This is a genomic window from Burkholderia ambifaria AMMD (assembly GCF_000203915.1).
GTDB lineage: Bacteria > Pseudomonadota > Gammaproteobacteria > Burkholderiales > Burkholderiaceae > Burkholderia > Burkholderia ambifaria.
Genome location: NC_008390.1, coordinates 2,293,593 through 2,311,736 on the forward strand (window position 1 = coordinate 2,293,593; position 18,144 = coordinate 2,311,736).

Annotated in this window: 15 protein-coding genes; 6 read left to right on the forward strand and 9 right to left on the reverse strand. The window is 68.6% G+C overall.

Annotated features, from left to right (window positions below):
- The first annotated feature begins 26 nt into the window (after positions 1–26).
- Positions 27–935 carry a patatin-like phospholipase family protein gene (locus tag BAMB_RS10545; protein WP_011657317.1) on the forward strand — a complete coding sequence of 303 codons (909 nt, stop codon included), beginning with the start codon at positions 27–29 and terminating at the stop codon, positions 933–935.
- 127 nt (positions 936–1,062) lie between these two features.
- Here BAMB_RS10545 and BAMB_RS10550 read toward each other — a convergent pair whose 3' ends face one another.
- The 6 genes from BAMB_RS10550 to BAMB_RS10575 form a co-directional block, all read right to left on the reverse strand.
- A complete protein-coding gene (locus BAMB_RS10550; protein WP_006754535.1) occupies positions 1,063–1,734 on the reverse strand; it encodes a C40 family peptidase in 672 nt (223 codons plus the stop codon).
- Between the two features lie 128 nt (positions 1,735–1,862).
- Positions 1,863–3,485: an ABC transporter ATP-binding protein gene (locus BAMB_RS10555; protein ID WP_011657318.1), complete on the reverse strand. Its 1,623-nt coding sequence runs from the start codon at positions 3,483–3,485 to the stop codon at positions 1,863–1,865.
- Complete coding sequence (locus BAMB_RS10560) at positions 3,482–4,579, reverse strand: ABC transporter permease (RefSeq protein WP_011657319.1); 1,098 nt, start codon at positions 4,577–4,579, stop codon at positions 3,482–3,484. Before BAMB_RS10560 ends, BAMB_RS10555 begins: the two co-directional genes overlap by 4 nt.
- 48 nt (positions 4,580–4,627) lie before the next feature.
- On the reverse strand, positions 4,628–5,671 hold the full coding sequence (locus BAMB_RS10565; protein ID WP_011657320.1) for a microcin C ABC transporter permease YejB: 1,044 nt from the start codon (positions 5,669–5,671) through the stop codon (positions 4,628–4,630).
- A 51-nt stretch (positions 5,672–5,722) separates the two neighbouring features.
- A complete protein-coding gene (locus BAMB_RS10570) occupies positions 5,723–7,606 on the reverse strand; it encodes an extracellular solute-binding protein (protein ID WP_011657321.1) in 1,884 nt (627 codons plus the stop codon).
- Positions 7,607–7,818: 212 nt separating this feature from the next.
- The gene (locus BAMB_RS10575) at positions 7,819–8,199 is read right to left on the reverse strand and encodes a hypothetical protein (protein ID WP_011657322.1); all 381 of its coding nucleotides are present in this window, start codon (positions 8,197–8,199) and stop codon (positions 7,819–7,821) included.
- 345 nt (positions 8,200–8,544) lie between these two features.
- Here BAMB_RS10575 and BAMB_RS10580 point away from each other — a divergent pair, with 345 nt between their 5' ends.
- The 4 genes from BAMB_RS10580 (at position 8,545) to BAMB_RS10595 (ending at position 14,704) form a co-directional block, all read left to right on the forward strand.
- A complete protein-coding gene (locus tag BAMB_RS10580) occupies positions 8,545–11,763 on the forward strand; it encodes an efflux RND transporter permease subunit (RefSeq protein WP_011657323.1) in 3,219 nt (1,072 codons plus the stop codon).
- Entirely contained in the window at positions 11,753–12,928 is a 1,176-nt protein-coding gene (locus tag BAMB_RS10585; RefSeq protein WP_011657324.1) for an efflux RND transporter periplasmic adaptor subunit, read from the forward strand. Before BAMB_RS10580 ends, BAMB_RS10585 begins: the two co-directional genes overlap by 11 nt.
- Complete coding sequence (locus BAMB_RS10590) at positions 12,921–14,336, forward strand: efflux transporter outer membrane subunit (protein WP_011657325.1); 1,416 nt, start codon at positions 12,921–12,923, stop codon at positions 14,334–14,336. Before BAMB_RS10585 ends, BAMB_RS10590 begins: the two co-directional genes overlap by 8 nt.
- Before the next feature lie 110 nt (positions 14,337–14,446).
- Positions 14,447–14,704, forward strand: a complete 258-nt coding sequence (locus BAMB_RS10595) for a DUF4148 domain-containing protein (protein WP_006753718.1) — start codon at positions 14,447–14,449, stop codon at positions 14,702–14,704.
- A 78-nt stretch (positions 14,705–14,782) separates the two neighbouring features.
- On the opposite strand, the gene BAMB_RS10600 is transcribed toward BAMB_RS10595, so the two are convergent.
- From BAMB_RS10600 to BAMB_RS10610, 3 genes are read right to left on the reverse strand one after another with little or no spacing between them, the layout of a single operon-like run.
- Positions 14,783–15,448 (reverse strand): response regulator transcription factor, encoded by a 666-nt coding sequence (locus tag BAMB_RS10600; protein WP_011657327.1) that lies wholly within the window; start codon positions 15,446–15,448, stop codon positions 14,783–14,785.
- A 19-nt stretch (positions 15,449–15,467) separates the two neighbouring features.
- Positions 15,468–16,859, reverse strand: coding sequence for a sensor histidine kinase (locus BAMB_RS10605; protein ID WP_011657328.1), 1,392 nt, complete (start codon positions 16,857–16,859; stop codon positions 15,468–15,470).
- Between the two features lie 11 nt (positions 16,860–16,870).
- Positions 16,871–17,545 (reverse strand): response regulator transcription factor, encoded by a 675-nt coding sequence (locus BAMB_RS10610; RefSeq protein ID WP_011657329.1) that lies wholly within the window; start codon positions 17,543–17,545, stop codon positions 16,871–16,873.
- A gap of 215 nt (positions 17,546–17,760) precedes the next feature.
- Here BAMB_RS10610 and BAMB_RS10615 point away from each other — a divergent pair, with 215 nt between their 5' ends.
- Complete coding sequence (locus tag BAMB_RS10615) at positions 17,761–18,063, forward strand: DUF4148 domain-containing protein (RefSeq protein ID WP_011657330.1); 303 nt, start codon at positions 17,761–17,763, stop codon at positions 18,061–18,063.
- The last annotated feature ends 81 nt before the right edge of the window (positions 18,064–18,144 follow it).

The window sequence follows — 18,144 nt, forward strand, 5'->3', positions numbered from 1 at the left end:
CCGCCAAGCCGCCGGAGAATCAATCGATGTCGTCCCCTCGCCTGTCGCGCCGTCACTTCACGATCGCGTGCGCGTCCGCCAGCCTCGCCGCCTGTACGTCGATCGGCGACAAATCCCGTCCCGCGCAGTCGCAGGAAAAACCCGTGAAGATCGGCATCGCGCTCGGCGGCGGCGCCGCCCGCGGCTTCTCGCACATCGGCGTGCTGAAGGCGCTGGAGGCACGCGGCATCCCGGTCGAGCTCGTCGCGGGCACGAGCGCCGGCTCGGTGGTCGCCGCGCTGTACGCGTCCGGGATGAGCGCGCTGCAGATCAACAAGATCGCACTCGACATGGATCAGGCGGCGATCAGCGACTGGGCGCTGCCGTTCCGCTCGCGCGGCTTGCTGCAGGGCGTCGCGCTGCAGAACTTCCTGAACAAGACGCTCAACAACCGGCCGATCGAGAAGATGGCGAAGCCGCTCGGCATCGTCGCGACAGATCTGCAGAGCGGCCAGCCGATCCTGTTCCAGCAGGGCAATACGGGGCTCGCGGTGCGCGCGTCGTGCAGCGTGCCGTCGGTGTTCGAACCGGTGAGGATCGGCAACCGCGAGTACGTCGACGGCGGCCTCGTGAGTCCGGTGCCCGCGTCGTTCGCACGCAAGATGGGCGCGAGCTTCGTGATCGCGGTCGACATCTCGGCGCGGCCGGACGGCGCGGCGACCAACAACCCGATCGAGATGCTGCTGCAGACCTTCACGATCATGGGCCAGACGATCAAGTCCTACGAGCTCGACAAGTACGCGGACGTCGTGATCCGCCCGAACCTCGCGGCGATGGGCGGCAGCGACTTCAACCAGCGCAACGCGGCAATCCTCGCGGGCGAGGAAGCCGTCGCGCGTATCATGCCCGAGCTGCAGCGCAAGCTCGCGGCGGCCCGCGGCGTCGCGGCGGCGTAATCGGACGCAGCGCGGTGCGCGACGCATGACGGCGCGCCGCCCCGCCGGTTCCGCGCACCTCAAAACAAAAAACCCTGCCGCCTTTCGGTGACAGGGTTTTTTCGATTCGGCGGCGCGCCGGCGAGCGTCAGTTGCTGCCGTTCGCGTCGTCGCCGATCGTCGCGCGCACGCGCTGGCGCAGGTCGTCGGCCTTCATCGGAAACTCCGATTCGAGCCGGCGCGCGCCGGTGAACCGCTTTTCCCAGTAGCCGTTGTCGAGATCGTCGACGCGAATGGTGCTGCCCGTCGACGGCGAATGCACGAACTTGTTGTCGCCGATATAGATGCCGACGTGCGAGAACGTACGGCGCATCGTGTTGAAGAACACGAGGTCGCCCGGCTTGAGGTTGCTCATGCTGACCTTCTCGCCCACGCGGCTCATTTCTTCCGCACGGCGCGGCAGCGACATGCCGAGCGTGTCCTGGAACACGTAGCGCACGAAGCCGCTGCAGTCGAGGCCCGAATCCGGCGAGTTGCCGCCCCAGCGATAGCGCACGCCGATCATGTTGAGCGCGCCGACGACCACGTCGCCTGCCTTGCCGGCCATGCCGGCGAGGAACGACTTCGCACCGCCGCTGGACGGCTGCGCGCTGGTCTGCTGGAGGGAGGAACCCGACCCGATCTGAGTCGAATTGCTGGCATTCTGGCTAAAACTGCTGACTTCGTCGGCGAACGCGCCGGGAGCTGCTGCGAACAGGGCGCCGATGAAGAGCCCGGCGATGGTGCGCGCGCATGCCTGGGTCAAGGATCGATGCTGCATTGGGCGATGGAATTTGCTTAAAAATCAGCTGATTGGCGGAAAATTTCGGTCGATACTAGCCAGCGCGTAATCGTTTGTCAAAACAAATTAATAAATACAATCGAGATGATCAGACCATTGGCGGCCTATCACGCTTTCCAGACCGCTTTCAACAGCTTTTGTGTGTAAGGATGTGACGGTCTTTCGAAGATCTCGGCGACCTCTCCCGACTCCACGACGACCCCCTCCTGCATCACCGCGACGCGGTGCGCCATCGCGCCGATCACCTCCAGGTCGTGGCTGATGAACACGTAGCCCAGGTTGTATTTCTGTTGCAAATTGGCGAGCAGTTTCAGCACCTGCTGCTGGATCGACACGTCGAGCGCGGACGTCGGTTCGTCGAGGATCAGGATGCGGGGCTCAAGCACGAGCGCGCGCGCGATCGCGATCCGCTGGCGCTGGCCGCCCGAGAATTCATGCGGATAACGGTGCAGCACCGTGCGGTCGAGCCCCACTTCGCGCAGCACGGCCAGCGACTTCGCGCGGCGCGCGTCCGGCGTCAGTTCCGGACGATGCAGTTCGAGCCCCTCGCCGACGATCCGCTCGATCGTGTGACGGGGAGAAAGTGAACTGAAGGGATCCTGGAAGACGACCTGCATGTTCGAGCGCAGCGCGGTCTGCTCCCGGCCGCGATAGGTCGACAGCGCGCGCCCCTGGAATTCGATTTCGCCGTGCGTCGTCTTCTGCAGCCCGAGCAGCGCCATCGCGAGCGTCGACTTGCCGGACCCCGATTCGCCGACGATGCCGAGCGTCTCGCCCTGCCGCACCGACACTGATACATCCGCGACCGCCGTCACGGGCACCGTGCCGAACCAGCCCGCGAAGCCCGGCCGCTTGCGCGCGAACTGCACGCTGACATGGCGCGCGTCGAGCACGACGGGCGCAATCGGCATCACCGGCACGACCGCGCGCTGCGGGCGGCTGTTCAGCAGCCGCTGCGTATACGGATGCTCGGGCTGCGCGAAGATCCGCTCGACCGGCCCGGTTTCGACCAGCTTGCCGCGCTCCATCACCGCGACCCGATCGGCGAAGTGCCGCACGAGGTTCAGGTCGTGCGTGATCAGCAGGATCGCCATCCCGCGCTTTTCCGCCTCCTCGCGCTGCAGTTCGAGCAGCAGGTCGACGATCTGCGCGCGGATCGTCACGTCGAGCGCGGTGGTCGGCTCGTCCGCGAGCAGCAGGCGCGGCCGGCACGCGAGCGCCATCGCGATCATCGCGCGCTGCCGCTGGCCGCCCGACAGCTGGTGCGGGTAGCTGTCGACGCGCTTCTCCGGCTCCGCGATGCCCGTGCGCGCGAGCAGCGCGATCGCGCGCTTGCGCGCCTCGGCCGCCGTCACGCCGTCGTGCAGCACGATCGTCTCGCCGATCTGCGCGCCGATCGTATACAGCGGGTTGAGCGCCGTCATCGGCTCCTGGAAGATCATCGCGATGTCCGAGCCGCGCAGCCCGCGCATCTCGCGCTCGCTCTTGGCCGCGAGGTCTTGTCCGGCCAGGCGGATCGTGCCGCTCACGTCGGCATCGCGCAGCAGCCGCAGGATCGCCAGCGCGGTCACGCTCTTGCCCGAGCCCGACTCGCCGACGAGCGCGACGCGCTCGCCGCGACCGATCGCGAGCGTCACGTCGTCGACGGCTACCGTGTCGCCGAAGCGCACATGCAGATGCTCGAGCGACAGCAGCGGTTCACCCGATTTCGCTACGACCGTGTCGCTCATCGCTGGCCTCCCGCGGCGCGCACCGAGTCGGCGATGCGCGTGTCGAGCGCGTTGCGCAGCGCGTCGCCCATGAAGGTCAGCAGCAGCAGCGTCGTGACCAGCACGCCGAACGTCGACAGCGAGATCCACCACGCGTCGAGGTTGCCCTTGCCCTGCGCGAGCAGCTCGCCGAGGCTCGGTGTCGGCGGCGGCACGCCGAGTCCGAGGAAGTCGAGGCTCGTGAGCGCGAGGATCGCGCCGCTCATCCGGAACGGCAGGAACGTGATCACGGGCGTCAGGCTGTTGGGCAGCACGTGACGCCAGATGATCTGCCAGTTCGTGAGCCCCATCGCGCGAGCCGCGCGCACATAGTCCTGGGTCCGGTTGCGCAGGAATTCGGCGCGCACGTAGTCGGCCAGGCCGATCCAGCCGAACAGCGACAGCAGCACGATCAGCAGCAGGAAGCTCGGCTCGAAGATCGACGCGAAGATGATTAGCAGGTACAGCTCCGGCAGCGAACTCCAGATCTCGATCAGCCGCTGTCCGACGATGTCGATGCGCCCGCCGAAGAAACCCTGCACCGCGCCCGCGGCGATCCCGAGCAGCGTGCCGATCACGGTCAGGATCAGCCCGAACTCGACCGATACACGGAACCCGTACACGAGCCGCGCGAGCAGGTCGCGCCCCTGCGCATCGGTGCCGAGCCAGTTCTCGCGCGACGGCGGCGCCGGGTTCGGCACGCTCGAGAAGTAGTTCAGCGTGTCGTAGTAGTAACGGTTCGGCGGATAGACGACGAAGTTGCCCGGCGCCTCGAGCCGCTTGCGCACGTACGGATCGAGATAATCGGCCTGCGCCGGGAAGTCGCCGCCGAAGGTCGTCTCCGGGTACGCATGGAACATCGGGAAATAGTAGTGATCGTCGTAGCGCACGACGAGCGGCTTGTCGTTCGACCACAGCGGCGCCGCGAGGCTCGCGGCGAACGCGACGAAGAAGATCACGAAGCTCCAGTAGCCGAGGCGCTGCTGGCGAAAGCGCTGCCAGACGCGGCGCGCGGGCGACGGCGACACGCGCGCACGCGCGGCGTCGACGCGGGACGACACGACGGCCCGGTTCATCGCGATCCTCGCCCGATCGCCCCAGGCATGCGGATGGCTCGTTTCATGTCAGCGCTCCAGGTTGTCGAATTGAATGCGCGGGTCGACCCACACGTAGCAGAGGTCGGAGACCAGCTTGGTCGCGAGCCCGATCAGCGTGAACAGGTACAGCGTGCCGAGCACGACCGGGTAGTCGCGCCGCACGACCGACTCGTACGACAGCAGCCCGAGGCCGTCGAGCGAGAACAGCGTCTCGATCAGCAGGCTGCCCGTGAAGAACGCACCGATGAACGCGGCCGGGAAGCCGACGATCAGCGGCAGCATCGCGTTGCGGAACACGTGCTTCCACAGCACGGTGCGCTCGGCGAGCCCTTTCGCGCGCGCGGTCAGCACGTACTGCTTGCGGATCTCGTCGAGAAACGCATTCTTCGTGAGCATCGTGATGACCGCGAAGCTGCCGACGACCGACGCCGTGATCGGCAGCGCGATGTGCCACAGATAGTCGAGCACCTTGCCGGCGACCGACAGCTGCGCGAAGTTGTCCGACGTGAGCCCGCGCAGCGGAAACAGCTGCCAGAACGAGCCGCCGCCGAACAGCACGAGCAGCAGCACGCCGAGCACGAAGCCCGGGATCGCATAGCCGATCAGCACGACGAGGCTCGTCGCGACGTCGAACGGCGAGCCGTTGCGCACGGCCTTCGCGATGCCGAGCGGCACGGAGATCAGGTAGGTGACGAAGAACGTCCACAACCCGATGCTGATCGACACCGGCAGCTTCTGCACGATCAGCGACCACACGCTCTGGTGGCGGAAGTAGCTGTCGCCGAGGTCGAAGCGCGCGAAGCGCTCGAGCATCAGCCAGTAGCGCTCGAGCGGCGGCTTGTCGAAGCCGTACAGCGCCTTGAGCTGCGCGAGCTGCTGCGCATCGACGCCGGTATGCGCACGCATCCCGAACGGCGTCGCGCCCTGCTCCGTCGCGCCCTTGCGCAATTCCTGCACGGCCTGTTCGACCGGGCCGCCCGGCACGAACTGGATCACGGCGAACGTGAGCGTGAGCACGCCGATGAGCGTCGGGATCATCAGCAGCAGGCGTTTGAGGATGTAGCTCCACATAGGTGGCGACTCGCGATCGATAGGCTGGGTTGAACGAAGGGCCGGCGTGCTTCACTGGCCGGGCTTGGCCCACCAGGTCGACACGACCCAGCCCTCGGCCGAATAGTACAGCGGCAGCGTTTGCGGATAGCCGAGCGTGCGCTTGTAGGCGATCCGGTGCGTCGTGCTGTACCACTGAGGCACCGCGTAATAGCCGTGCATCAGCACGCGGTCGAGCGCGTGGGTCGCGTCGAGCAGCTCGTCGCGCGTCTGCGCGGTGCCGAGTGCATGCAGCAGCGCGTCGACGGCCGGCGACTTCAGGCCGATGAGGTTGTCCGAGCCCGGCTCGTCGGCGAACTTGCTGCCGTAGCGCGAGAACTGCTCGGCACCCGGCACCTGCACGCCCGGCAGGCGGACCGTCGTCATGTCGTAGTCGAACGCGTCGAGCCGCTTTTGCAGCAGCGCGTAATCGGCCGTGCGAAAGCGCGCTTCGATGCCGAGCTTCGCGAGGTTGCGCCGAAAGGCCGTCACGATGCCTTCCATCGCAGCGCCCGAATCGTCGAGGATCTCGAACTCGAACGGCTCGCCCTGCGCGTTGCGCAGCGCGCCGTCGCGGTAGGTCCAGCCGGCCTCCGCGAGCAGCGCGCGCGCCTTCAGCAGGTTCGCGCGCAGCGAGCCCGGCGGGTTCGTGCTCGGTTGCGAGACCATCGGGCCAAACACGGCCGGATCGAGTTGCGCGCGCAACGGTTCCAGCAGCTTCAACTCGCCCGGGCCCGGCGTGCCGGTTGCCTGCAGGTCGGTGTCGGCGAAATAGCTGTCGAGGCGCGTGTACGCGCCATAGAACAACTGGCGGTTCAGCCATTCGAAGTCGAACGCGAGATCGAGCGCCTGGCGCACGCGCACGTCGCGAAACAACGGCCGGCGCAGGTTCATGAAGAAACCCTGCATGCCCGCGCCGTTGTGCTGGCGGAATTCGCGCTTGACGAGCTCGCCGCTGTCGAAGCGCTTGCCGACGTCGCGCCGCGCCCAGTTGCGCGCGATGTATTCGACCAGCACGTCGTACTCGCCGGCCTTGAACGCCTCGAGCCGCGCGACGCCGTCGCCGTACAGCTTGTAGACGATCCGCTCGAAGTTGTGGGTGCCGACCCGCACCGGCAGGTCGGCGCCCCAGTACGCGGGATTGCGCCGGTACGTAATGGTGCGGCCGTTGTCGTGGCGCTCGATCAGATACGGGCCGCTGCCGATCGGCTGCTCGAACGCGAGCTGGTCGAACGGAATCCGCGAACCGTCCGCGCGCAGCCCCCACTTGCGCGAGAACACCGGCACGCCGCCGGCGATCAGCGGCAGTTCGCGGTTCGGGCTGCGGAATTCGAACCGCACGGTCGCGCGGTCGATCACGACGGCCTTCGCGATTTCAGCGAAATACGCGCCGAACTGTGGCGCGGCCTGCTTGCTCTTCAGCGTCTCGAACGAAAACCTGACGTCGTCGGCCGTGACCGGGTCGCCGTTCGAGAAGCGCGCGCGCGGGTTCAGGTGGAACGTGACCGAGCGGCGGTCCGGCGCGATCTCGATGTCGTCGGCGAGCAGCCCGTAGGCGGACGCCGGTTCGTCCGAGCTGCCGGTCGTGAGGCTCTCGAACAGCATGTCGATGCCCGGCGCGGCATTGCCGCGCATCGTGAACGGATTGAACTTGTCGAACGACGTCAGCCGGCTCGGATTAGCTAGCACGAGCGTGCCGCCCTTCGGCGCATCCGGGTTCACGTAGTCGAAATGCTTGAAGCCCGGCGGATATTTCGGCTCCCCGTACTGCGCGATCGCATATGCCGCATGCGCGGCCGTCGCGGCCAGTACCGCCTGTATTGTCCATACGGCCGCGGTGCGGCCGGCGGCGCGGACCGCCTGCGCGGCGCCGGATCGGAGGCGCGCGGCGGTGGTCCGGGGCGAACCCTTCGTCATAGAGGCCCTGTCGGTCGATTGGGGGGATGTAATGTAGGTCGATTCTACCCATTCAATTCGACGCCGAGCCAACTTGCTCGCGCGCGTGCGTGACGTCACCGCGCCGCGGCCTCCGCGTGCGGCCGGCGCGGGCAAAAGAAAACCGCCACGCGGGCGGTTTTCTGTTGATGCGGCGCATGCGTCAGGCCTGCGCCATGTGCACTGTTTGTCGATCAGCGCCAGCCGTTGTGGCGGCCGTTGTCCCAGTGACCGTGACGACGCTCGTCGCCCCAGCCGCGGCCGTGATGGCGATACCACTCGTCGCGCCCCCAGTAGCGGCGGCCGTCCCAGTAGCGATCGCCGTGCCAGCCGATCACGATCGCCGGTGCCGGCGCATAAACGGGCGCCGGTGCATACACAGGCGCCGGTGCATACACGGGCGCCGGCTGGTAGACGACCGGCGGAGGCGGCGGCGCATACACGGGCGCAGGCGCGACGTAGACCGGAGCCGGCACGCCGACGTTGATCCCGACATTGACTCCCGCCATTGCTGCGCCCGACACGAGCAAGGCCGTCATACCGGTCAAGAGCGAGGCAACACGCAAAGTCTTCATGGATTCCTCTTCGAGTTGTTTCATGTGTGATTCGACTATAGCGGCAAGCGCCGTGCCCGCATATTTCAAGTTTGTAAGAACTGATGCGCGGGATGGCAACCGGAAGCGCGGCTAACGTCTTGTAACAATTGACGACGCGCCGCCGTACCCGCCTGACCGGGCGTTCTTGCCGCGCCGGCCGCCCGCCCTCTTCATCCTTTCCGCCCGTTCCTAAAACATCTTTCATCCTGGCCCGCGCCCGGCGTTAAGCGGCGCCACGCACACTGCGCGAGCCGATGCGGGTTCACGCCGCGCTTCGACACCTCGCTGACAGGCCGGCGCCCCGCGCCGGCGGAGACCTCGCCGATGCTGAAACTCGTCCGACTCGCGCTCGCGCGCCCCTATACGTTCATCGTCCTTGCGCTGCTGATCCTGATCGCGGGACCGCTCGCGGCGCTGCGCACGCCGACCGACATTTTCCCCGACATCCGGATTCCGGTCATCAGCGTCGTGTGGAATTACGCGGGCCTGCAGCCTGCCGACATGGCCGGACGCATCGTCACGTACTACGAACGCACGCTCGGCACGACGGTCAACGACGTCGCGCACATCGAGTCGCAGTCGTTCCGCAGCTACGGGATCGTCAAGATCTTCTTCCAGCCGAGCGTCGACATCCGCACCGCGACCGCACAGGTCACTTCGATCTCGCAGACGGTGCTCAAGCAGATGCCGCCCGGCACCACGCCGCCGCAGATCCTCAACTACAACGCGTCGACCGTGCCCGTGCTGCAGCTGGCGCTGACGAGCGACACGCTCAACGAGCAGCAGCTCGGCGACTACGCGACCAACGTGATCCGGCCGCAGCTGCTGTCGGTCGCCGGCGTCGCGATTCCGTCGCCGTATGGCGGCAAGGTGCGCCAGGTGCAGATCGACCTCGATCCGCAAGCGCTGCAGGCGAAGGGGCTGTCCGCGCAGGACGTCGCGACCGCGCTCGCGCAGCAGAACCAGATCATCCCGGCCGGCACGCAGAAGATCGGCCGCTTCGAGTACAACATCCGCCTCAACGACAGCCCGCTCACCATCGACCAGCTCAACGCGCTGCCGATCCGGACCGTCAACGGCGCGGTGATCTTCATGCGCGACGTCGCGCACGTGCGCGACGGCTTTCCGCCGCAAGGCAACATCGTGCGCGTCGACGGCCGCCGCGCGGTGCTGATGAGCGTACTGAAAAGCGGCTCGGCGTCGACGCTCGACATCATCGCCGGCGTGAAGGCGCAACTGCCGCGCATCGAGGCGACGCTGCCGCCGTCGCTCAGGCTCGTCGTGATGGGCGACCAGTCGGTGTTCGTCAAGGGCGCGGTGAGCGGCGTCGCGCGCGAAGGGCTGATCGCCGCCGCGCTCACGTCCGCGATGATCCTGCTGTTCCTCGGCAGTTGGCGCTCGACGCTGATCATCGCCGCGTCCATTCCGCTCGCGGTGCTGGCGGCGATCGCCGCGCTCGCCGCCGCGGGCGAGACGCTCAACGTGATGACGCTCGGCGGGCTCGCGCTCGCGGTCGGCATTCTCGTCGACGACGCGACCGTCACGATCGAGAACGTGAACTGGCATCTCGAACAGGGCAAGGACGTGCGCAGCGCGATCCTCGACGGCGCGTCGCAGATCGTCGCGCCCGCGTTCGTGTCGCTGCTGTGCATCTGCATCGTGTTCGTGCCGATGCTGCTGCTCGACGGCGTCGCGCGCTTCCTGTTCGTGCCGATGGCCGAAGCCGTGATCTTCGCGATGATCGCGTCGTTCGTGCTGTCGCGCACGTTCGTGCCGATGATGGCGCGCTACCTGCTGCGCCCGCATGCCGCCCATCCGGCGGCCGTGCTCGCGCCGCACGGCGCGCCGTTCCCGACGCCGCGATCGCGCAATCCGCTCGTCGCGTTCCAGCAGGGTTTCGAGCGCCGCTTCGCGGCCTTGCGCACCGGCTACCGTGCCGTGCTCGGCCTCGCGCTCGCGCACCGCGCGCGCTTCGTCGTGCTGTTCCTCACGGCGGTCGCGCTGTCGTTCGCCCTGGTGCCGGGGCTCGGCCGCAACTTCTTCCCGTCGGTCGACGCGGGCGAAATCGCGCTGCACGTGCGCGCGCCGATCGGTACGCGCATCGAGGAGACGGCCGCGCTGTTCGATCGCGTCGAGCGCACGGTGCGCGGCGTCGTGCCGCCGCGCGCGCTCGCGAGCATCGTCGACAACATGGGGCTGCCGAACAGCGGGATCAACCTAACGTACAGCAACAGCGGCACGATCGGCCCGCAGGACGGCGACATCCTCGTGTCGCTCACCGGCGAGCACGCGCCGACCGCCGACTACGTGAAGCAGCTGCGCACCGTGCTGCCGCGCGCGTTCCCCGGCGTCACGTTCTCGTTCCTGCCTGCCGACATCGTCAGCCAGATCCTCAACTTCGGCGCGCCCGCGCCGATCGACGTCCAGGTGACGGGCCCCGATCTCGCGGCGAACCGCGCGTATGCGACCGAGCTGCTGCGGCGCATCCGCACGGTGCCGGGCGTCGCCGACGCGCGCGTGCAGCAGGCGTCGACCTATCCGCAGTTCACGGTGTCGGTCGACCGCGCGCTCGCCGCGCAGCTCGGCATCACCGAGCAGGACGTCACCAATGCCGTCGTCGCGAGCCTGTCCGGCACGAGCCAGGTATCGCCGACCTACTGGCTCGATCCGCACAACGGCGTGTCCTACCCGATCGTCGCGCAGACACCCCAATACCGGATGACGTCGCTGTCGGACCTGCGCGCGCTGCCCGTCACGGGCCGCTCGGGCGCGCCGCAATTGCTCGGCGGTCTCGCGACGATCGTACGCAGCCAGACCGACGCGGTCGTGTCGCACTACGACATCGCGCCGCTGGACGACATCTTCGCGACGACCCAGGACCGCGATCTCGGCGCGGTCAGCGCCGACATCGCGCGCGTGCTCCACGCAAGCGCGGCCGACCTGCCGAAAGGGTCGCGCGTGACCGTGCGCGGCCAGGTGCAGACGATGAGCAGCGCGTTCGGCGGGCTGCTCGCGGGCCTCGCCGGCGCGGTGCTGCTGATCTATCTGCTGATCGTCGTGAACTTCCATTCGTGGCGCGACGCGTTCGTGATCGTGAGCGCGCTGCCCGCGGCGCTCGCCGGCATCGTGTGGATGCTGTTCGTCACGCGCACGCCGCTGTCGGTGCCGGCGCTGACGGGCGCGATCCTGTGCATGGGCGTCGCGACCGCGAACAGCATCCTGGTCGTCACGTTCGCGCGCGAGCGGCTCGCGCATACGGCCGACGCGACCGTCGCCGCGCTCGAGGCCGGCTTCACGCGCTTCAGGCCGGTGATGATGACCGCGCTCGCGATGATCATCGGCATGGCGCCGATGGCACTCGGCCTCGGCGACGGCGGCGAACAGAACGCGCCGCTCGGCCGCGCGGTGATCGGCGGCCTGCTCTGCGCGACCGTCGCGACGCTCGTGTTCGTGCCCGTCGTGTTCAGCCTCGTCCATCGGCGCGACCGCGCGCCCCACTCCGAATCCCCGTCCCTCACTCCGGGAGAACAGCATGTCCACTGAATTCGACGTCCGTCCCCCCGCCACGCCGCGTTACCTGAAACCGCTCGCGATCGCCGGCGTGATCGCGGCACTCGCCGCCGCCGCGGCCGGCGTCGTCGAACGCGCGCACGATGCGCGTGAAGTCGCCGCGTGGACCGCCAGCCAGGCGATCCCGACCGTCGCGACGGTCGCGCCGCAGCCGGCCGCGGCCGATGCGCTGGTGCTGCCAGGCCGCCTCGACGCGTATGTCGACGCGCCGATCTACGCGCGCGTGCCCGGCTACCTGCATGCGTGGTACGTCGACATCGGCGCGCACGTGAAGGCCGGCCAGTTGCTCGCGTCGATCGACACGCCCGACCTCGACCAGCAGCTGCAGCAGGCGCGCGCCGACCTGCAAAGCGCGACGGCGAACGAACGGCTCGCGGCCGTCACCGCCGCGCGCTGGTCCGAGATGCTCGCGCAGGATTCGGTGTCGCGGCAGGAAGCCGACGAGAAGCGCAGCGATCTCGATGCGAAACGCGCGGCCGTGGCCGCCAGCACCGCGAACGTGCGTCGGCTCGAGGCGCTCGAATCGTTCAAGCGCCTCACCGCACCGTTCGACGGCGTCGTGACCGCGCGCAAGACCGATGTCGGCGCGCTGATCGACGCGGGCAGCGGCAACGGCGCCGAACTCTTCACCGTCTCGGATGCACGGCGGCTGCGGCTCTACGTCCATATTCCGCAGGACGACGCGGGCGCGATCCGTGCGGGCATGCATGTCGCGCTGACCGTGCCCGAGCGTCCCGGCATGACGTTCGATGCGACGCTCGCCGATTCCGCCCAGGCGATCGATCCGGCTTCCGGCACGCTGCTCGCGCAGTTCTCGATCGCGAACCCGGCAGGCACGCTGTTCCCGGGCGAATACGCGCAGGTGCGGATCGCGGTGGCCAACGCCGCGCACGCGCTGACGATTCCGGCGAGCACACTGATCTTCCGCCACGACGGGTTGCAGGTCGCCGTGCTCGACGCGACCGGGCATGCGCGCTTGCGCCACGTGTCGATCGCGACCGATCTCGGCACGCGCGTCGAGATCGCGTCGGGGCTCGCGGCGAGCGACCGCGTGATCGACAATCCGCCCGATTCGCTCGCGGACGGCGACCCGGTGCGCATCGCCGGCACCGCGACGAAGGAGCCTGCGCATGGCTGACCGTACGCTCGCTGCATGGCTCGGCAGCGTCGCGCTGCTCGCCGGCTGTTCGTTCGCGCCGACGTATCACGCGCCGGCCGTGCCGGTGCCGGCCGCGTTTCGCGAAACCGGCCCGTGGGTCGATGCCGCCCCGGCCGATCGCCTGCCGCGCGACGGCTGGTGGCGCGTGTACGGCGACGCGACACTCGACCGGCTCGAGCCGCTCGTCGCACGCGCGAATCCGGACCTCGCCGCCGCCGTCGCACGGCACGACGAAGCGGCCGCATTGTTCGACGAGGCGCACGCCGCGTTGCTGCCGACCATCGGCATCGGCGCCGAGACCGACCGCGACCGGCAGTCCGCGCGCCGGCCGCTGCGCGGCAGCGGACAGCCCGACGTCTACGAATCGAACACGCTCGACGCCGGCCTCGGTTACGACATCGATCTGTGGGGCAAGGTCCGCAACACGGTCGCTGCCGGCCGCGACAACGCGCAAGCCGCGGCCGATGATCTCGCATCCGTGCGGCTCAGCCTGCAGGCCCGCGTCGCCAGCACCTACTTCGACCTCGCGGGACTCGATCGCGAAGCGGACTCGCTCGCGCAGACGATCGATGCGTATCGCCGTGCGTGGCAACTGACGGTCAGCCGCCATCGCGGCGGCCTCGCATCGGGGCTCGACGTGTCGCGCGCGCAAACGCAGCTCGCGCTCGCGCAGGCGCGCGCATCCGACATCGCCGCGCGCCGTGCGCTCGACGAGCATGCGATCGCCGTGCTCGTCGGCGTATCCGCGTCGACGTTCTCGCTGCCGGCCGCCGCCGCGCTGCCCGCCGTGCCGTCGATTCCGACCGGGCTCGCGTCGACGCTGCTCGAACGCCGTCCGGACATCGCCGCCGCCGAACGCCGCGTCGCGGCCGCGAACGCACGGATCGGCGTCGCGCGCGCCGCGTACTTCCCTGACCTGTCGCTCGGCCTCGACGCGGGCTTCCAGAGCGACACGTTCTCGCCGTGGCTCGCCGCACCGAACGAAATCTGGTCGATCGGGCCGCGCCTCGCGACGACACTGTTCGACGGCGGCCTGCGTGCGGCGGGTGTACGCCACGCGCGCGCGCAGTTCGCCGAACAGGGCGCACGTTACCGAAGCGTCGTACTGGCGGCGTTCCGCGAAGTCGAGGACGATCTCGCGCTGCTGCACCGGCTCGGAGACGAATCGGCCCAGGACGACGCGGCGCTCGTCGCGGCGCAGCAGTCGCTTGCGCTTGCAATGTCGCGCTATCGCGACGGCGCCGTCAGCTATCTCGACGTGGTCACCGCGCAGACCACCGAGCTCGATACGCAGATCGCGTCGCTCGACGTCGATGCCCGACGCCTGCAGGCGTCCGTCGCGCTCGTACGCGCGCTCGGCGGCGGCTGGCGCGACGCGCGTTCATGAACGTTTCTTCATCGGCGCGCCCGGTGCTCGACGCAGCGCGCCCGATAACGTGTGACCTGCCGGCTACGCATTCGCGGCGCCGGTCTCCGCCCTTCGCAAAGGATCACGCCATGAAGACACTGCTGTTCGCCACCCTGCTCTGCGCCCTCTGTGTCGCGCTGCCCGGCCGTGCCGCCGCATCGCAATCCGCTGCCGCGACCGCGCCGCAGACGCTTGCATCGACTGCCCCCGCGCGGGCGTCATCGCGCGATGCGTGGCATGCGCCGCCGGTGACGCCGCTCACGCGCGCCCAGGTCTATCGCGAGCTCGTTCGCGCCCAACGCGATGGCCAGCTCGCGCAGCTCAACCGCGAGCTTTATTCCCACTGATTGCGCCGCAACGGCGACGCCGCGCGCCATGCCGCCGGCGTCCGTTCGCCGTTCTCAAGCCCGACCGATACCGCGTCGTCAACCGCCGGCATCGAACCTGAATCCGAATCGCGCAACCGTCTCGATGCGCGCGGAAAACGCGTGCGCGACGAGCTTGCGCCGCAGCCGCACGACCAGCGCATTGACGGTTTCCGGTTCGATGTCGGCTTCGCCCCATGCGTAACGCAGCACGGCATCGCGCCCGACCGGCCGCCCGGCTTCGCGCAGCAGGCATTCGACGACACGGAATTCGCGTGCGCTGAGTGCGAGCCTGCGGCCGCGCTCCTCGAGCGCGCGCGTGGCCGCATCAAGCCGCACCGACTCGCGCAACGCGATGACGCCCGCGCGACGCCACAGCGCGCGCAGGCGTTCGTGCAGTTCCACGAACGAACACGGCTGGGAAAGACACACGTCGCAGCCGGCTTGCAGCATCCGCGCACGCCGTGCGGGCGTCGCACCGACGACGAGTACTGCGATCGTCGCGCCGCCGGCCGACGCGGCAAGCCGCGGCAACATGTCGAGCAGCACGGCCCCGGCAGCCGCATCGGGTTCGACCAGCACGATCGCGTCGAAGCGGTCCTGCGTCGCCGCGAAGCAGCCGTCGCGCCACTCGTCGACACGCTCCACGCCATGCGTGCTTTCGCGGAACGCCTTGTCGAGCCGCGCCGCCTCCGGCGTCGGCGGGGAAATCAGCAGGATGCGCATCGACCGTTTTCCCGCGCGCTCATCCGAGCGAGCGCGGCCAGCATTCGACCGTGATCGCCGCACCGGCCGGCTGCGCATCGCCGATCCGCAGCGCGAAGCCGTGCACGTGCATCACCGCCGACACGATGCTCAGCCCGAGTCCCGAACCGTTCACGTGACGCGTGCGCTCGCCGCGATAGAAGCGCTCGAGCACCGCGTCGCGCTCACCCGGCGCGATCCCGGGCCCGGTGTCCTCGAACCGCACGAGCGGGCCGTTCGGCGTCGCGTGAAGCGCGACGCGCACGCGACCGCCGAGCGGCGTGAACTTGATCGCGTTGTCCGCGAGATTGCTGAACGCCTCGAACAGCAACGCGCGGTCGCCATGAATGCCGTCGACCGGCATCGCGTCGAGCCCGAATGCGACACCTCCCGCTTCGGCGAGCGGCTCGTACAGCTCGCACACGTCGCGCAGCAATGCCGCGACGTCCACCGCGGCGAACCCGCCGCGCCGGCTCAGCGTCCCGATCTCGGAGATGCGCAGCATCGCGCGAAAGCGCTCGAGCAGCCGGTCGGTTTCATCGCGCGCCGACGCCAGCAGTTGCGCCGACGCCGGATCGTGCGCGCAATGCGGCTGTTCGGCGAGCCGCGCCAGCATCGTATGCACGCGTGCGAGCGGCGTGCGCAGATCGTGCGCGATGCCGTCGCAGGTGTGACGCACCTCGCCCATCAGCCGCTCGACTTCGTCGAGCATGTGGTTCACGAGATGCGCGAGCAGGTCGAGCTCGTCGTAGCGGCCCACCGGCAACCGCTTGCCGAGATCGCCCTCGGCGATCTGTCGCGTGACGCGCCGGATCGCGGCGACGCGGCGGATCTGCCGCATGCCGAGCATGCTGCCGCCCGCGATGCCCGCGATCAGGATCAGTACACCGCCGATCACGAGTCCGCGGATCGCGACTTCGCGAATCTGGATGAAATGCGACAGGTCGCGCGCGACCACCAGCGTCATCCCGTCGTCGCGGTGCACGGCCATCGCGCGCGTGATCGGCGCGGGCTGGCCGTCGAGCGGCACGAGCGTACGGTCGAGCGTGCGTCCGCGGCGATCCGTGCGCAGCACGGGCGGCGTCGCGATGTCGCCGGCCACGCGGCGCCCGCTCGCGTCGAACAGTCCGTAGAAGTTCGTATGCATGTGCTCGTGCTCGAGCCGCCGGTGAATCGCAAGCGGCAGCTCGGCGTCGGGGATCGAATCGAAGTAGATCAGTTGCCACGCGAGCACCTCGTCGGTGTCGCGCGCCATCGTGTGCGTCGCGGCGACGTTGATCACGCCCGCGAGCAGCAGCAGCGAAACGGAGAAGATCGCCGCGTATGCGCACAGCCAGCGAAACGTCGTCGTATGCCAGCGACGCGTGAAGTTCGCCGCACGGTCCGCATCCATCCGTGCCTCCGTCATCGGAGCATGTAGCCCGAGCCGCGCACGGTCTGGATCATCGGCACGGCGCCCGGCGGGTCGATCTTCTTGCGCAGCCGCCCCATGTGGACATCGATCAGGTTGGTGCCCGGGTCGAAGTGATAGCCCCACACGGCCTCGAACAGCATCGTGCGCGTGATCGTCTGCCCCGCGTTGCGCATCATGAATTCGAGGACGCGAAACTCGGTGGGCAGCAACGGAATCTCGTCGACGCCGCGGCGCGCACAGCGCGAAATGAGGTCGAGTTCGAGCGGGCCGACCGTCAACAGCGTCTGCTGCGGCACGCCCGAGGCCTGCCGGCGGCGCAACAGCACCTCGATGCGCGCGCTCAGTTCGCCGGAATCGAACGGCTTGGTCAGGTAGTCGTCGCCGCCCGCACGCAGCCCGCGGATGCGCTCGTCGACGTCGCCGAGCGCGCTCAGCATCAGCACCGGCGTGTCGATGCCGACCGTGCGCATCGCGGTCAGGATCGCGAGCCCGTCAGCGCCGGGCAGCATCCGGTCGAGCGTGATCGCATCGTAGGACGCGCTCATCGCGCGCATCATTCCTTCGCGGCCGTTGTCGATCCAGTCGACCTCGAATCCGCGCGCGGTCAGTTCGCCAACGATCTCGTTCGCGGTCACCGCATCGTCTTCGACCGTCAGTACTCGCATGTCCGTCCTCGCAATGGCTGTCACGACGCGCGTATCGATGCGCACGCAACTATCTTAGCGATGTCGATCGCCGTCCGGCGTTAGATGAAAATAGCTTCATTCGGCATCGGCGCATGCGGGTGAAACATGTTTCATCCGTGCGTCGCCCGCCTGGCTCCGCGCACTGCCTACGCTGACGTCATGCGGCATCGGGCCGCGAATTCAGGAGCCACCGGATGAAACTGTCGATTACCGTCGCCTGCATGCTGAGCGCATGCGTCAGCACCGCCGCGTTCGCGGCGCCTCACCTGACGCCGCAGGAATGCAACGCCTACCCGTTCGTTCACACGCGGCACGAAGTCACGCATGCGGATCTCGTGCGCGAGCTGACCGAACTCGAGCAGGTCGGCTACGATCCGTCGCACAACAGCCCCTACTATCCCGACGATCTCGACGGCGCGCAGCAGCGGCTCGCCGCCGAATATCGCGCGGACTGCACGCATGCACTGACGGCGGACGCGCACACGGACACGCACTGACCGGCGTGCGCGGCGCGCCGAAATGAAAAAAGGCGGCACTCGCGTGCCGCCTTTCCTGCATGAATGCGCATGGAGATCGTC

Bases quoted from the DNA above. Each gene is read 5' to 3' on its own strand.
- BAMB_RS10545 (WP_011657317.1), top strand. From the start codon at position 27: ATGTCGTCCCCTCGCCTGTCGCGCCGTCACTTCACGATCGCGTGCGCG.
- BAMB_RS10550 (WP_006754535.1), bottom strand. From the start codon at position 1,734: ATGCAGCATCGATCCTTGACCCAGGCATGCGCGCGCACCATCGCCGGG.
- BAMB_RS10555 (WP_011657318.1), bottom strand. From the start codon at position 3,485: ATGAGCGACACGGTCGTAGCGAAATCGGGTGAACCGCTGCTGTCGCTC.
- BAMB_RS10560 (WP_011657319.1), bottom strand. From the start codon at position 4,579: ATGAACCGGGCCGTCGTGTCGTCCCGCGTCGACGCCGCGCGTGCGCGC.
- BAMB_RS10565 (WP_011657320.1), bottom strand. From the start codon at position 5,671: ATGTGGAGCTACATCCTCAAACGCCTGCTGCTGATGATCCCGACGCTC.
- BAMB_RS10570 (WP_011657321.1), bottom strand. From the start codon at position 7,606: ATGACGAAGGGTTCGCCCCGGACCACCGCCGCGCGCCTCCGATCCGGC.
- BAMB_RS10575 (WP_011657322.1), bottom strand. From the start codon at position 8,199: ATGAAGACTTTGCGTGTTGCCTCGCTCTTGACCGGTATGACGGCCTTG.
- BAMB_RS10580 (WP_011657323.1), top strand. From the start codon at position 8,545: ATGCTGAAACTCGTCCGACTCGCGCTCGCGCGCCCCTATACGTTCATC.
- BAMB_RS10585 (WP_011657324.1), top strand. From the start codon at position 11,753: ATGTCCACTGAATTCGACGTCCGTCCCCCCGCCACGCCGCGTTACCTG.
- BAMB_RS10590 (WP_011657325.1), top strand. From the start codon at position 12,921: ATGGCTGACCGTACGCTCGCTGCATGGCTCGGCAGCGTCGCGCTGCTC.
- BAMB_RS10595 (WP_006753718.1), top strand. From the start codon at position 14,447: ATGAAGACACTGCTGTTCGCCACCCTGCTCTGCGCCCTCTGTGTCGCG.
- BAMB_RS10600 (WP_011657327.1), bottom strand. From the start codon at position 15,448: ATGCGCATCCTGCTGATTTCCCCGCCGACGCCGGAGGCGGCGCGGCTC.
- BAMB_RS10605 (WP_011657328.1), bottom strand. From the start codon at position 16,859: ATGGATGCGGACCGTGCGGCGAACTTCACGCGTCGCTGGCATACGACG.
- BAMB_RS10610 (WP_011657329.1), bottom strand. From the start codon at position 17,545: ATGCGAGTACTGACGGTCGAAGACGATGCGGTGACCGCGAACGAGATC.
- BAMB_RS10615 (WP_011657330.1), top strand. From the start codon at position 17,761: ATGAAACTGTCGATTACCGTCGCCTGCATGCTGAGCGCATGCGTCAGC.